The sequence below is a fragment of the Pseudoxanthomonas sp. UC19_8 genome, assembly GCF_042700505.1.
In the GTDB taxonomy this organism is placed as follows: domain Bacteria; phylum Pseudomonadota; class Gammaproteobacteria; order Xanthomonadales; family Xanthomonadaceae; genus Pseudoxanthomonas_A; species Pseudoxanthomonas_A winnipegensis.
This window is the reverse complement of the sequence record NZ_CP170559.1, coordinates 4,249,264-4,263,045: the sequence shown is the minus strand read 5'-3', so window position 1 is coordinate 4,263,045 and position 13,782 is coordinate 4,249,264. Positions and strand designations below refer to the sequence as shown.

The window sequence follows — 13,782 nt, the reverse complement described above, 5'->3', positions numbered from 1 at the left end:
GCCTGGACATGCCGCCTGCCTCAACGGGATGGATGGACCGGCGAGCATAAGAAGCGGGGATGAACGGGACGTGCAAACCCGCCGCGCCCGCCCGGCTGGCTGACAAGGCCGTCATGCGTCGCCTGGCAGCCGCTGGGGTTCGACAACTGCGAAACGTCCTGCAATTTTGCCGTGACCGGATCGTCCACAATGCGCGCCGGGAGGGCGCCGCCACGGATCGACGTGACGCGCCGCAACATCATCAAGACCTGGCAACACGGCTCACGCCGGCTTTCGAAGGGGAAAGCGCATGCGGATCGGGATCGTGGTGGACTCGGCGTGCGATCTGCCCGCCGACTTCATCCGTCAACACAACCTCGTCGTCCTGCCGATCACGGTGCGCATCGGCGATGCCATCCTGGCCGACCATCGCGACGAGGAGGCCACGCTGGAGTTCCTGCGCACGCATGTGGCCGAGCGCGGCCATGAGGCTCAGACCACGCCGTTCTCGGTGGTGCAGATCCGCGACCTGTTCCTGCAGCGGCTGGCGATCGACTACGACCACGTGTTCTGCCTGACCATCTCGCGCCTGCGCAGCCAGATCCACGACAACGCGATGCAGGCGAGCTTCGCGATCCTCAACGACTACAAGCCGATCCGCCAGGCGGCCGGGCACACCTCGCCCTTCGCCCTGCGCGTGATCGACACGCTCAACGTGTTCGCAGGCCAGGGCGTGGCCGCGATCGAGGCCGTGCGCCTGCGCGATGCCGGCGAGAGCGTGGCCAGGATCCGCACCTCGCTGGAGGCGCTGGCCGAGAACACCTACGGCTACATGATTCCGCGCGATCTCTACTACCTGCGCGCCCGCGCCCGCACCAAGGGCGACCGCAGCGTCGGCCTGCTCAGCGCCGCCCTGGGCAGCGCGCTGGACATCAAGCCGGTGCTGCGAGCCTACCGCGGCGTGACTGAGCCGGTGGCCAAGCTCAAGGGCTTCGAGCCCTCGGCGCAGAAGCTGTTCGAATTCACCGGGCAGAAGGTGCGCGAGGGGCTGCTGACGCCGGTGGTCAACCTGGGCTATGGCGGCGAACTGGCCGAGCTGCACGCCCTGCCCGGCTATGCGCGCCTGCGGCAGACCTGCGAGGAACACGGGGTGCGGCTGTACGAGTCGGTGATGAGCCTGACCGGCATGGTCAACGTGGGCAAGGGCGCGCTGGGCGTGGGCTTCGCCGCGCCGCCGCACACCTTCTCGGCCTGAACACGGGGCGCTGACGCGCGCCGTCCTAGGCTGCGCCTCAATGCCATCGCGGAGGGAACACCCATGACGACCTATTACATCGCCCTGCCTGACCCCGACAAGGCGCGCGGCCCGGAGCCGGAATTCAGCTTCACCTCCAGCAGCGCCGAGGGCTATGCACAACAGCTGCAGGATGCGCTGCGCACCGACGTGCTGTTCGCCCGCTGGCGCGACGCGCAGGACGAGCCGGACCAGGTGCCGCCCTCGCTGGGCGCGGTCGATCCGGCCGCGCATGTGCAGGGCAAGATCGACGACCTACACATCGACCTGGTGGTGGACACCAGCCTGCCGAGCGAGGTGCTCAAGCATCGCCTGGGCCTGCTGGCCGGCAGCGGCTGGCGGCTGCACGACGTGCGCTGATGGGGCATCGCCAGGGCTGCGAGAGGCCGCGCCATGCGCGGCCTTTTTCTTTCTAAAAAACCGTCGTTCCCGCGAACGCGGGAACCCAGTGCCTTTAGCGCTTCATGCGAAAGCCACTGGATGGTCAGACATACGTCCGCCGAAAAGCACTTCCCGCTTTCGCGGGAACGACGGTTGAAGCATTGCCGACGGCGTTCACCGGACTGCATCCAGAGGCGCCGAGCGGCGTGAAGGCAGCCGCCACTTCAGGTTGACGCCCAGCGTGCCGAGGATGATCAGCGCCACGCCGAGCAGCTGCACGGCGTCCAGACGATGCCCGTAGAGCGCGTAGTCCAGCACCAGCGTCACCAGCGGATAGACGAAGGCGATCACCGCGATGGTCGCCACCGACAGGTGCCGGTAGGCCGAGTAGAACAGCACATACACGATGCCGCTGTGGACCACGCCCAGGCCGACCAGCCAGGCCCAGTGCATGCCCAAGTGCAGTGCGGTGCCGGAGGAGAAGCCCGCCAGCATCACCGAGCCGACGCAGCACTGGATGGTGACCACCGCGAACGGCCGCTGGCGCCCGACGCTGCGCGACATCAGCAGGGACGCACCGCATAGTACCGCGCCCAACAGGGTCAGCCCGATGCCGGCCAGGTATCCGGCATCGACATGCTGCAGCAGCCGCAGCGGATCGGCCGAACAGACCACGCCGACGAACGCCAGCGCGGTCCAGCCCCAGTCCGCCGGCCGCGTGCGCTCGCCCAGCAGCAGCGCCGCCAGGATCAGCATCACGAACGGGAAGAAGTGATAGACCAGCGTGGCCACGCCGATCGACGAGCGCGCCATGCCGGCGAACAGCGCCACCCAGTTGAGCACCAGCAGCACCCCGGAGATCACCGCGCCGCGCAGCAGCACGCCGTCGCGCAGCACGCCGCGCAGATGACCACGCGCGAGGCCCCAGGCCAGCAGGAACAGCGCGCCGAACAGGCAGCGGTAGAACACGGCGGTCACCGGGTCCTGCCCGCTCTCGTGCACGAACACACCGACCGAGCCGATCAGCACCTCGGCGATCAGCAGCTGCCACAGCGCGGTGCGCGACGCGGCGGGAGAAGAGGCAGGCGACATGACGGCGGCTTCGCGGCAGGAGGAGAGACGTCAGGCTAGGCCGGCCACGCGCGGCAATACAGATTCAGTTAACCTCGAATTTGACCAATACAGATCCGCCCCATGCTGCTCTACGAAACCATCGCCGACGGCCTGCGCCGGCAGATCGCCCAGGGCACGCTGCGCGCGGGCGAGCGCCTGCCGTCGGTGCGGCAGCTCGCGCAGGCACACCAGATCAGCGCGGCCACCGCCGTCCAGGCCTGCCTGCAGCTGGAGCGCGAAGGCCTGGTGCAGGCGCGCCCGCGTTCGGGCTATTTCGTCCATGCCGCGCCCTCCGCCCTGCCCGCGCTGCCGACGCCGCGCCGGCGCGCGCCCGGCGAGGTGGCCAACCCGGCGCTGCAGCGGCTGCTGGAGCTCCCGCAGCGCCCGGGCCTGTTCCCGCTGCACGCGGCGGTGGCCGACCATTCCCTGCTGCCGCAGGCGTCCCTGAGCGTCGCCCTCGCCCGCACCACGCGGCGGCGACCCACCGCCGCGCTGGAATACGCCCCGCCGCAGGGCGACCCGGCGCTGCGCCGGCAGATCGCGCTGCGCTACGAACAGACCGGCACGCCGATGCAGGCCGATGAGGTGGTGGTGACCGCCGGGGCGACCGAGGCGCTCAGCCTGGCCTTGCGCGTGGCCACCTCGCCCGGTGATGTGGTCCTGGTTGAGACGCCGACCTATTACGGCATCCTGCAGACGGTGGCCGCGCTGGGGTTGAAGGTGCTGGAAGTGCCCAACCGGCTCGGTCAGGGCATCGATGTGGCGCGGCTGGACCGTGTGCTGCAGCAGACCGCGGTGCGCGCGGCGATCCTGGTGCCCAACTTCAGCAACCCCAGCGGCAGCCTGACCTGCGATGCCGACAAGCAGGCGCTGCTGGCCAGCTGCGCGCGGCATGGCACCGTGGTGATCGAGGACGATGTGTACGGCGAGCTGGCCTGGTCCGGCCAGCGCCCGCTGCCGCTGCGCCACTGGGACACCGGCGGCAACGTCATCACCTGCGGCTCGTTCTCCAAGACGCTGGCGCCGGGGCTGCGCGTGGGCTGGCTGGCCGGCGCCGCCTGGACCGAGGCGCTGGGCCGGGCCAAGTATTTCTCCAGCTCCAGCAATGCCAGCCTGCCGCAGCTGGCGGTGGGCGATTACCTGGCGCGCCACGGGCTGGAGCGCCACCTGCGGCGCCTGCGGCGCGCCGTGGCCGACAACGGCCAGCGCATGCGCGATGCCGTCGCCCGCTACTGGCCCGCCGGCACCCGCTGCAGCGCGCCGGCCGGCGGGCTATCGCTGTGGCTGCAGCTGCCCGCCGGCGGCGACGGCCTGGCGCTGTTCGATGCCGCGCTGGCCGCCGGCATCGGCATCTCGCCCGGCGTGCTGTTCTCCAGCCGCGGCGATTACGGCGACTGCGTGCGCCTGAGCTGCGGCATGCCCTGGGATGCGCGCCTGGACCAGGCGATGCGCCAGCTCGGCAGGCTGGCGGCCAGGCAGACCGCTTCGGCGCGCTGAAGCAGGGGCGGCGAGGCCAGCCGAGCGCACGTCGGTCGCGACGCGTTGGCACGCATCCAGCCCGAACCCTGCGCTCACCCGCGCTGCAACCCGCCGCCGGAACGCAGCGTTGAACCGGCCGCGCCGCCATGTCCACGACATGACCACGCCGTCAGGCGCACGCTAGGCGTTCCTGACGCGACGCGCGTGCGGGGCGCCGACACTGCCGGCGCCCGCGCCCGCCACCGCGCCATTCGGTCCGTGTCCTGACGACGCGGGATCGCCAGGGCCCGCGGCCCGACGTCCACGCCTGCCACGCGCGAATCCGAAGTTTCCGTGGAGATGCGTGCATGCTCACCTTCGATAGCGGTCAGGCCCCCGTCCAGCGCCACGACGCGCTCTACGACAAGCTGGCCGCGCTGCTGCAAGCGGCGGACGTCAGGCTGGATGGCCACCGCCCCTGGGACCTGCGCCTGCTGCACCCGGACGTTCCGGCGCGCGTGTTCGCCCAGGGCAACCTGGGCCTGGGCGAGGCCTACATGGACGGTCACTGGGAATGCGACCGGCTGGACGAACTCTTCCACCGCGTGCTGCGCGCCGACCTGCCCCGCCAGGTCCGGCCGCTGCAGCTGCTGGGTCATCACCTGCGCGCCCGCCTGCTCAACCTGCAGACCGCACGCCGCGCCTGGCAGGTCGGCGAGGCGCACTACGATCTGGGCAACGACTTCTACGCGGCCATGCTCGACGCGCGCATGACCTACACCTGCGGCTACTGGGAGCACGCGCAGACGCTGGATGAGGCGCAGGAAGCCAAGCTCGACCTGGTCTGCCGCAAGCTGGGCCTGCAGCCAGGCATGCGCGTGCTGGACATCGGCTGCGGCTGGGGCAGCTTCATGGCCTATGCCGCGCAGCATTACGGCGTGGAATGCGTCGGGGTGACCATCTCGCGCGAACAGGCGGCCTGGGTCGAGCAGCGCTATCCGGATCTGCCGATCGAAGTGCGGCTGCAGGACTACCGCGATCTGGAGGGGCGCTTCGACCGCATCGCCAGCATCGGCATGTTCGAGCATGTCGGCCATCGCAACTACGCCACCTTCATGGAGGTGGCGGCGCGCTGCCTGGCGCCGGATGGCCTGTTCCTGCTGCACACCATCGGCAAGACCGTGGCCGGCGCGACCGATCCGTGGACGCATCGCTACATCTTCCCCAACGGCGAGATCCCGACGCTGCAGCAGATCGGCACCGCCTGCGAGGGCCGGTTCGTGATCGAGGACGTGCACAACTTCGGCGCCGACTACGATCGCACCCTGATGGCCTGGCATGCCAACTTCGCCCGCGCGTGGCCGCGCTTCGCCGAGGCGCTGGGCGAGCGCTTCGGCCGCATGTGGCGCTACTACCTGCTGTCCTGCGCCGGCGCCTTCCGCGCGCGCGACCTGCAGCTGTGGCAGCTGGTGCTGTCCGCGCGCGGCCTGGAGGGCGGCTACCGCCGCCCGTAGGCAAGCATGGTGATGCGTTGCCGACCGTCGCCTGGCTGCGCTAGGCTACGTGCGATTTTCGACAGGCTGACGCCTGCCGCGTAAGCGTTCACGTCAACCAACGCGCGCCCCGTCCCTCTCTCCGGACGCAGGTCGCGCGCGGGTTCGTTCTCGGGCACGACCGGCCACCGGCTTACATCCCGAGACCTGTCCATGCATGCACTTCCTTCCGACCGCGCGGCCACCTGGCGCCTGGCACGCCTGTGCCTGGCGACCTTCATCGCCTATCTGAGCATCGCCGTCCCGCTGCCGGTGCTGCCGGTGTTCGTCCGCGACACGCTGCAGCAGTCCAACCTGGTGGTCGGCTGCGTGATCGGCGTGCAGTTCGTCGCCACCGTGCTGACGCGCGGCCACGCCGGCCGCATCGCCGACACCCGCGGCCCGGCCCGGGCCATGCGCCGCGGCTGCCTGCTGCTGGCCGCGTCTGGCGCCACCTACCTGCTGGCCGCCGCATTGCCCGGCGCGGCCTTGCCCCTGCTGATCATCGGCAGGCTGGCGACCGGCATGGGCGAGAGCCTGCTGGTCACCGGCATGCTGGCCTGGGGCATCGGCACGGTCGGCCAGCCGCGCGCCGGACGGGTCATGACCTGGGTCGGACTGGCGATCTTCGCCTCGCTGGCCGTCGGCGCGCCGATCGGCGTGGCGATGGCGCAATCGTGGGGCTTCACCGCCGTGGCCGGCGCCTGCCTGCTGGTGCCGCTGCTGGCGTGGGCGATGACCGCCAGGGTGCCCGCGCCGCAACCGGTCGCCGGCGCGCGCCTGCCGCTGCGCGACGTGCTGGGCCGCATCGCGCTGCCGGCGGTGGGACTGGCGCTGCAGGGCGTGGGCTTCGCCTCCATCAGCACCTTCGCCGTGCTGTACTTCAATGACCAGCACTGGCGCGGGGCCGCGTGGGCGCTGAGCGCCTTCGGCGGCGGATTCGTCCTGTCGCGGCTGCTCCTGGCGCGCAGCATCGACCGCTTCGGCGGCGCGCGCGTGGCGGCGGTCTCGATGATTGGCGAGGGCGTCGGGCTGGCACTGCTTGCCTTGGCCACCACGCCTGCGCTCGCCTTGGCCGGCGCCTTCGTCGCCGGCATGGGCTGCTCGCTGGTGTTCCCGGCGCTGGGCGTGGTGGTGGTGCAGCGCGTGCCGGCGCAGATGCGCGCCACCGCGCTGGGCGGCTATGCGGCGTTCCAGGACATCGCCTATGCGATCACCGGGCCGCTGGCCGGCATCGTGGCCACGCACCTGGGCTATGCGGCGATCTTTGCGCTGGCCACGTTGTCTGCGACGTGCGGCGCGGGCGTGGCGATCGGCCTGGCCCTCCGCACGCGGAGGGCGCAGACCTGAGGCCGCACGCGCTCGTGCGGCCTCAGGCGCGCAGCGCGGCGGCGTGGAAGGCGATGTGCTCGCCGATGAAGCTGGCCATGAAGTAGTAGCTGTGGTCGTAACCGGGCTGCATCCGGAACGTGATCGGGTAGCCGACCTCGGCCGCAGCCTGTGCGAACAGCTGCGGCTTGAGCTGGCCTTCCAGGAACTCGTCGGCATCGCCCTGGTCGATCAGCAGCGGCAATCGCGGCGCCGAGGCCTTGACCAGCTCGGTGGCGTCGTAGGCCTTCCAGGCCTCACGGTCCTCGCCCAGGTAGGCGGCGAACGCCTTCTGTCCCCACGGCACCTGCGTCGGCGCGACGATCGGCGAGAACGCCGACACGCTGCGATAGCGCTGCGGATTGCGCAGGGCGATCGCCAGCGCGCCGTGGCCGCCCATCGAGTGCCCGAAGATCGAACGCGCGTCGCTCACCGGGAAGTTCGCCTCGATCAGCGCCGGCAACTCCTCCACGATGTAGTCGTCCATGCGGTAATGCGTCGCCCACGGCTGCTGGGTGGCGTTGACGTAGAAGCCCGCGCCCTTGCCCAGGTCGTAGCCCTCGGCATCGGCCACCTCCTCGCCGCGCGGACTGGTGTCCGGCGCGACGACGATCACCCCATGCTCGGCCGCGTAGCGCTGCGCGCCGGCCTTGGTGATGAAGTTCTGTTCGGTGCAGGTCAGGCCCGAGAGCCAGTACAGCACCGGCAGCTTCGCGCCGGCCTGCGCCTGCGGCGGCAGGTAGACGGCGAAGTTCATGTGGCAACCCAGCACCTGCGAGCTGTGCCGGTAGACGTCCTGCCAGCCGCCGAAGCAGGCGCGGTGTTCGATGCGTTCCATGGCGGCGGCTTCAGTAATGGATGACCGAGCGGATCGACTTGCCTTCGTGCATCAGGTGGAAGGCCTCGTTGATGTCGTCCAGCGGCATGGTGTGGGTCACGAACGGCGCCAGCTGGATCTCGCCCTTCATCGCGTCCTCGACCATGCCCGGCAGCTGCGTGCGGCCCTTGACCCCGCCGAAGGCGGTGCCCAGCCACTTGCGTCCGGTGACCAGCTGGAACGGCCGCGTGCTGATCTCCTGGCCCGCGCCGGCCACGCCGATGATCACGCTCTGGCCCCAGCCGCGGTGCGCGCATTCCAGCGCCGCGCGCATCACGTTGACGTTGCCGATGCACTCGAAGGAATGGTCCACGCCCCAGCCGGTCATCTCCACGATCACCTGCTGGATCGGCTTGTCATAGTCCTTCGGGTTGACGCAGTCGGTGGCGCCGAACTCGCGCGCCAGCTCGAATTTGGACGGGTTGGTGTCCACCGCGATGATGCGTCCGGCCTTGGCCTGGCGCGCGCCCTGGATCACCGCCAGGCCGATGCCGCCGAGCCCGAACACCGCGACCGAATCGCCCTCGGCCACCTTAGCCGTGTTGTGCACGGCGCCGATGCCGGTGGTGACGCCGCAGCCGAGCAGGCACACGTGCTCCGGGTTGGCCTCCGGATTGACCTTGGCCAGCGAGACCTCGGCCACCACGGTGTACTCGCTGAAGGTCGAGCAGCCCATGTAGTGATAGATCGGCTGCCCCTCGTAGCTGAAGCGGCTGGTGCCGTCGGGCATCACGCCCTTGCCCTGGGTGGCGCGCACGGACACGCACAGGTTGGTCTTGCCGCTCTTGCAGAACAGGCACTGGCCGCACTCGGCGGTGTACAGCGGGATCACGTGGTCGCCCGGCGCCACGCTGGTCACGCCCTCGCCGACCTCGACCACGATGCCGGCGCCTTCGTGGCCGAGCACCGCCGGGAACAGCCCTTCCGGGTCGTCGCCGCTGAGGGTGAAGGCGTCGGTGTGGCACACGCCGGTGTGGGTGATCTTTACCAGCACTTCGCCGGCCTTGGGCGGGGCGACATCGATCTCGACGATCTTCAGCGGCTGGCCGGGACCGAATGCGACGGCGGCACGGGATTTCATGGTGGAAGTCTCCTTAAGCACTAAGAAAAAACGAAGCGGGGCGCGGCGCGCCCGGCTTACTTGAGGTACGAGCGCACCAGGCCGGTCATCTCGGCCACGCGCGCCTCGCGCTGGATGTCGTCATCGGCCGGCTGGCCGAAGGTCTCGCGGATATGGGCTTCCATGACCTCGGACATCAGGCCGTTGACCGCGCCGCGGATGGCCGCGATCTGCTGCAGCACCGGGCCACAGTCGGCGCCAGCCTCCAGCGCGCGCTCCAGCGCCTCGGTCTGGCCGCGGATGCGGCGCAGGCGGCTGAGCACGCGCTTCTTTTCCGTCACCGAATGCGGCATGGCGGCCCCTCGCGGATACTGGGGGATAGTATCCAGAGCCGCACCCGGACATGCAAGCCCGCGTCCGCGCACGCGCCGGCATGTGCGCGACACATGCCGGGCGATGACGCGGCGGGAGGGACGGCTTTCAGGGACCGCAGCGGGGCGGAGACTGGCCGGAAACGCCCAGGCAGCGGGCGCTGGACCACCGCCGGCTGAACGCGACCCGGGACGTGGCGGCGGATGGCACGACTGACAAACGCGACCTAAACTGGCGCAGTATTCAAGCGCTCATGAACGCCATCCTTGCCGATATGGACCCCGAATTCCGCATCCTGGTTGTCGACGACGATCCGGACCTGCGCCGTCTCACCGTCGATTTCCTGATCGGCCACGGTTATCTGGTGGACGAGGCCGACAGCGCCAAGGAGATGTGGGAGACGCTGGAATCCGGGCGCCCCGACCTGATCATCCTGGACGTGATGATGCCCGGCGAGGATGGCCTGAGCGTGGCGCGCCGGCTCAACACCGGCAACGGTCCGGCGGTGCTGATGCTCAGCGCGCTGGGCAACGACACCGACCGCATCGTCGGGCTGGAGGTCGGCGCCGACGACTACCTGGCCAAGCCCTGCAACCCGCGCGAGCTGCTGGCCCGCGTGCGCGCCCTGCTGCGCCGGCAGAAGGCGTTCGGCTCGGCGCCTGAAACGCGCGGCAGCCAGTACGAATTCGGCGGCTGGCGCCTGGACGCGGTGCGCCGCGACCTGCGCGATCCCAGCGGCACCTACATCACCCTGTCCGACGGCGAGTTCTCGCTGCTGCGCACCTTCGTCGAACATCCCCAGCGCGTGCTCAGCCGCGACCAGTTGCTGGACATGGCGCGCGGCCGCGGCACCGAGGTGTTCGACCGCGCCATCGACAGCCAGGTCAGCCGCCTGCGTCGCAAGATCAACGGCCGCGGCCACGCCGAGCTGATCCGCACGGTGCGCAACGAAGGCTACATGCTGCTGCCGGCGGTCACGCGCCTGTGAGGCCAGCGGCCGGAGGCCGCTCCGGCCGCTCGATCTTCTCCCGGACCTTCCTGCTGCTTGCGGCAGCGCTGGTGCTGGCCCAGTGCATCGGTCTGGCGGTGCTGTTCCTGCGCACGCCGGTCTACAACCCGCCGGTACAGCTGCCCGAACTGGTGGCGCTGCTGTCCACGCGCATGCCGGCCAGCAGTCCCAATGTCTCGGTCACCGACGAGCGCGAGGCGCCGGTGCCGTCGGCCGGCATGAACCGCGAAGACCCCTTCATGCGCCGCGTGCTGGCCGGCTGGCTGCGCCAGGATCTGAATCAGATCCGCGTCTACCGCCCCCACCACGACGTGGCCCGCGGCGAACAGGAGCGCCTGAACGACGGGATGGTGCCGCTGTCGATGGGCCAGGAGCCGGCGTGGATGCGCCGGCGCGGGGTGGCGACGATTCCGGGCATGACCTCCGGGCCCTTCGTCCCGTCCCTGCCGCCGCAGGCCATCCCCCAGGACATCGCCGCGCCGGAGGCCGGCCAGAGCTCCCAAGGCAATGCCTTCGCCCGGCAACGCGAGACCCCGCTGGTGCTGCGCTTCGGCGCCGGGCTGGAGAACGGCTTCATCGCCGCGGCCCAACAGGACGACGGCCACTGGCGCGTGGTGCGCTACGCCGGGCGCACGCTGTCCACCGCCTTCAAGCTGCAGCTGCTGGCGCTGTTCTCGTTCGGCCTGCTGCTGATGCTGCCGCTGGCCTGGTGGTTCTCGCGCGCGCTGTCCAAGCCGATCCGCGATTTCGCCGCCGCCGCCGACCGCCTGGGCCGCGACCCGGACGCGCCACCGCTGGAACGGCGCGGCCCGGCCGAGATCCTGCAGGCCACCGATTCGTTCAACGCCATGCAGGCGCGCCTGAGCCGCATGGTCGCCGAGCGCACCCACATGGTCGGCGCGATCGCCCACGACCTGCGCACGCCACTGGCGCGCCTGGCCTTCCGCCTGGACGACATCGACTCGCCGCTGCGCGAACGCGCCGCCGCCGACATCGATGAGATGAAGCACATGATCAGCGTCGCGCTGGAGTTCCTGCGCGACCAGTCCTTCCGCGGCCCACGCGAGCGGCTGGATTTCCGCGACCTGGTCGAGAGCGTGGTCGACGACGCGGCCGACATCGGCCAGGACGTGACCCTGACGGCGGACAGCCAGCGGGTGATGATCGACGCCGATCCGCTGGCGCTGCGGCGCGTGGTCGGCAACCTGATCGGCAACGCGGTCAAGTACGGCACCCGCGCGCGGGTCAAGGTCCGCGCCATCGACGGCCACGCCCTGCTGGAGATCGAGGACGATGGGCCGGGCATCGACCTGGCGCTGGGCGACAAGCTGTTCATGCCGTTCTTCCGCGGCGAGAACTCGCGCAACAAGGAGACCGGCGGCATCGGCCTGGGCCTGGCCTCGGCCCGCGCGATCGTGCTGCGCCACGGCGGCGAGATCGGCCTGGCCAACCTGGACCAAGGCGGCCTACAAGCCTGGGTGACGCTGCCGCGCGCGCGCGACGACGCGTAGCGCGATCGGCTTCGAGGCGCGTGCGGAGCCGCGCCTAGCTCGCCCCACCCGAGCGGGATCGCATTGATCCGCGGCTGACACCTCCGCGTCGTTCCCGCGAAAGCGGGAATCCAGAGACTGCCGCGCGCAGTTAAAGGCACTGGATTCCCGCGTTCGAGGGAATCACGGATCTTGTTGGCGCCGGTTGGCGCTCAGCGGTAGGCGAACTCGCGGAAGACCGGGTCCACGCTACGGCCCCATGCGCCCTCGTAAAGCGCCAGCTTGGCGTCGGCCGCGCTCACGCCCGAATCGACGATGGCATGCAGCGGATCGAGGAAGCCGGTCTCGTCGCGACCCGCGTGCAGGCGGGCGCGCCGCGCCAGGCCGGCGTGGGCGATCTCCAGCGCGCGCCGCGCCAGATCGCGCACGCTGCCGCCGCGGAACGGCAGGCGCAGGCCATGCCGCGGTACGCCGTCGCGCAGGGCGTGGCGCTCTTCGCCGGTGAAGTCGCGCACCAGGTCCCAGGCCGCATCCAGCGCCGCATCGTCGTACAGCAGGCCCACCCAGAAGGCCGGCAACGCGGCCAGACGATCGGGCGTACCGGCATCGGCGCCGCGCATCTCCAGGTACTTCTTCATGCGCACCTCCGGGAAGGCGGTGGTCATGTGATCGGACCAGTCGCGCAGCGTGGGCAGCTCACCGGGCAGCACGGGCAGCCGGCCCTTGAGGAAGTCGCGGAAGCTCTGGCCGGAGGCGTCGTGGTAGATGCCGTCGCGGTAGGAGAAGTACATCGGCACGTCGAGCAGGTAGTCGACATAGCGCTCGAAGCCGAAGCCGTCCTCGAACACGAAATCCAGCATGCCGGTGCGGTCGCCATCGGTATCGGTCCAGATGTGCGAACGGTAGCTCTGGTAGCCGTTGGGCGCGCCGTCGGTGAACGGCGAGTCGGCGAACAGCGCCGTGGCGATCGGCTGCAGCGCCAGCGACACGCGGAACTTCTTGACCATGTCCGCCTCGCTGCCGTAGTCCAGATTGACCTGGACGGTGCAGGTGCGCGTCATCATGTCCAGGCCGAGCTTGCCGACCTTGGGCATGTAGGACTTCATGATCTGGTAGCGGCCCTTGGGCATCCACGGCATGTCCGCGCGCGTCCACTTGGGCTGGAAGCCCATGCCCAAAAAGCCCAGGCGCAGCTCGTCGGCGACCTGGCGCACTTCGTCCAGGTGAACGGTCAGCTCGTCGCCGGTTTCATGGAGCGTCTCCAGCGCCGCGCCCGAGAGCTCGAGCTGACCGGCCGGCTCCAGCGTGACCGAGGCGCCGTCGCGCAGCAGCGCGATGGTGCGGCCGTCCTCCTGCACCGGCTGCCAGCCGAAGCGCGTCAGCCCGACCAGCAGCGCCTCGATGCCGCGCTCGCCCTCGAAGGTGGGTGGGCGCAGATCGTCGGTGCGGAAGCCGAACTTCTCGTGCTCGGTGCCGATGCGCCACGCCTCGCGCGGCCGCGCCCCGGACGCGGCGTAATCGACCAGCTGCGACAGCGTGGTGATCGGGGTATCGGCAACGTGGCTGGGACTGGACAAGGGCGACTCGCAACGAAGAGGGGGGCGATCTGGCGCCGCGGGGGGGACCAGCACAACGGCCGCATGATACCGGGCGATCCCCGCCGCATCGTCGACGCTGGCGTCTCTTGAGCTTTCTGTTGCTGAGCACCCGATCGACTCAGCGGGCATGTGCGACGAGGCTCCACTGGAATCGGTCTGCGCGCGGCACTCGCATGCGGGACTCCTTGACGGCAATCCATGCCAGACACTGGCAGCCTCGACCAACGCACCCGCTCGCGTTAGCCGATACG

Annotated in this window: 12 protein-coding genes; 7 read left to right on the top strand and 5 right to left on the bottom strand. The window is 70.2% G+C overall.

The features are described from left to right. Window positions 1-289: 289 nt before the first annotated feature. Both ACFJIT_RS18755 and ACFJIT_RS18750 read left to right on the top strand, forming a co-directional pair. Window positions 290-1,234: a DegV family protein gene (locus ACFJIT_RS18755; protein ID WP_286575662.1), complete on the top strand. Its 945-nt coding sequence runs from the start codon at window positions 290-292 to the stop codon at window positions 1,232-1,234. 63 nt (window positions 1,235-1,297) lie between these two features. Further along, entirely contained in the window at window positions 1,298-1,633 is a 336-nt protein-coding gene (locus ACFJIT_RS18750) for a hypothetical protein (protein WP_130525173.1), read from the top strand. A 195-nt stretch (window positions 1,634-1,828) separates the two neighbouring features. Here the strand turns inward: ACFJIT_RS18750 and ACFJIT_RS18745 are convergent, their stop codons facing one another. Further along, window positions 1,829-2,746 carry a DMT family transporter gene (locus ACFJIT_RS18745; protein ID WP_379654568.1) on the bottom strand — a complete coding sequence of 306 codons (918 nt, stop codon included), beginning with the start codon at window positions 2,744-2,746 and terminating at the stop codon, window positions 1,829-1,831. A 102-nt stretch (window positions 2,747-2,848) separates the two neighbouring features. On the opposite strand from ACFJIT_RS18745, the gene ACFJIT_RS18740 reads away from it, so the two are divergent. From ACFJIT_RS18740 to ACFJIT_RS18730, 3 genes are all read left to right on the top strand, one after another. Continuing rightward, a complete protein-coding gene (locus ACFJIT_RS18740; protein WP_379654567.1) occupies window positions 2,849-4,264 on the top strand; it encodes a PLP-dependent aminotransferase family protein in 1,416 nt (471 codons plus the stop codon). Window positions 4,265-4,593: 329 nt separating this feature from the next. Then, window positions 4,594-5,739 (top strand): cyclopropane fatty acyl phospholipid synthase, encoded by a 1,146-nt coding sequence (gene cfa / locus ACFJIT_RS18735; RefSeq protein ID WP_379654566.1) that lies wholly within the window; start codon window positions 4,594-4,596, stop codon window positions 5,737-5,739. A 192-nt stretch (window positions 5,740-5,931) separates the two neighbouring features. Next, the gene (locus tag ACFJIT_RS18730; RefSeq protein WP_379654565.1) at window positions 5,932-7,107 is read left to right on the top strand and encodes an arabinose transporter; all 1,176 of its coding nucleotides are present in this window, start codon (window positions 5,932-5,934) and stop codon (window positions 7,105-7,107) included. 22 nt (window positions 7,108-7,129) lie between these two features. Here the strand turns inward: ACFJIT_RS18730 and fghA are convergent, their stop codons facing one another. Genes fghA through ACFJIT_RS18715 form a run of 3 tightly spaced genes read right to left on the bottom strand, consistent with a single transcriptional unit; the run spans window position 7,130 to window position 9,415 of the window. Beyond that, entirely contained in the window at window positions 7,130-7,963 is an 834-nt protein-coding gene (fghA, locus tag ACFJIT_RS18725; protein WP_379654564.1) for an S-formylglutathione hydrolase, read from the bottom strand. A 10-nt stretch (window positions 7,964-7,973) separates the two neighbouring features. Further along, window positions 7,974-9,083 carry an S-(hydroxymethyl)glutathione dehydrogenase/class III alcohol dehydrogenase gene (locus ACFJIT_RS18720; protein ID WP_130521714.1) on the bottom strand — a complete coding sequence of 370 codons (1,110 nt, stop codon included), beginning with the start codon at window positions 9,081-9,083 and terminating at the stop codon, window positions 7,974-7,976. Between the two features lie 56 nt (window positions 9,084-9,139). Continuing rightward, window positions 9,140-9,415 (bottom strand): metal/formaldehyde-sensitive transcriptional repressor, encoded by a 276-nt coding sequence (locus ACFJIT_RS18715; protein WP_130521713.1) that lies wholly within the window; start codon window positions 9,413-9,415, stop codon window positions 9,140-9,142. A 293-nt stretch (window positions 9,416-9,708) separates the two neighbouring features. On the opposite strand from ACFJIT_RS18715, the gene ACFJIT_RS18710 reads away from it, so the two are divergent. Next, window positions 9,709-10,422, top strand: coding sequence for a response regulator (locus ACFJIT_RS18710; protein WP_130521739.1), 714 nt, complete (start codon window positions 9,709-9,711; stop codon window positions 10,420-10,422). Beyond that, entirely contained in the window at window positions 10,419-11,954 is a 1,536-nt protein-coding gene (locus ACFJIT_RS18705) for an ATP-binding protein (RefSeq protein WP_130525179.1), read from the top strand. The genes ACFJIT_RS18710 and ACFJIT_RS18705 overlap by 4 nt, the downstream gene beginning before the upstream one ends. 191 nt (window positions 11,955-12,145) lie before the next feature. Here the strand turns inward: ACFJIT_RS18705 and ACFJIT_RS18700 are convergent, their stop codons facing one another. Further along, the gene (locus ACFJIT_RS18700; RefSeq protein WP_379654563.1) at window positions 12,146-13,564 is read right to left on the bottom strand and encodes a glutamate--cysteine ligase; all 1,419 of its coding nucleotides are present in this window, start codon (window positions 13,562-13,564) and stop codon (window positions 12,146-12,148) included. Window positions 13,565-13,782: the final 218 nt, after the last annotated feature.

What these genes read in the sequence shown, in the direction of transcription:
- ACFJIT_RS18755 (WP_286575662.1), top strand. Translation starts at nt 290, where the DNA reads ATGCGGATCGGGATCGTGGTGGACTCGGCGTGCGATCTGCCCGCCGAC.
- ACFJIT_RS18750 (WP_130525173.1), top strand. Translation starts at nt 1,298, where the DNA reads ATGACGACCTATTACATCGCCCTGCCTGACCCCGACAAGGCGCGCGGC.
- ACFJIT_RS18745 (WP_379654568.1), bottom strand. Translation starts at nt 2,746, where the DNA reads ATGTCGCCTGCCTCTTCTCCCGCCGCGTCGCGCACCGCGCTGTGGCAG.
- ACFJIT_RS18740 (WP_379654567.1), top strand. Translation starts at nt 2,849, where the DNA reads ATGCTGCTCTACGAAACCATCGCCGACGGCCTGCGCCGGCAGATCGCC.
- cfa (WP_379654566.1), top strand. Translation starts at nt 4,594, where the DNA reads ATGCTCACCTTCGATAGCGGTCAGGCCCCCGTCCAGCGCCACGACGCG.
- ACFJIT_RS18730 (WP_379654565.1), top strand. Translation starts at nt 5,932, where the DNA reads ATGCATGCACTTCCTTCCGACCGCGCGGCCACCTGGCGCCTGGCACGC.
- fghA (WP_379654564.1), bottom strand. Translation starts at nt 7,963, where the DNA reads ATGGAACGCATCGAACACCGCGCCTGCTTCGGCGGCTGGCAGGACGTC.
- ACFJIT_RS18720 (WP_130521714.1), bottom strand. Translation starts at nt 9,083, where the DNA reads ATGAAATCCCGTGCCGCCGTCGCATTCGGTCCCGGCCAGCCGCTGAAG.
- ACFJIT_RS18715 (WP_130521713.1), bottom strand. Translation starts at nt 9,415, where the DNA reads ATGCCGCATTCGGTGACGGAAAAGAAGCGCGTGCTCAGCCGCCTGCGC.
- ACFJIT_RS18710 (WP_130521739.1), top strand. Translation starts at nt 9,709, where the DNA reads ATGGACCCCGAATTCCGCATCCTGGTTGTCGACGACGATCCGGACCTG.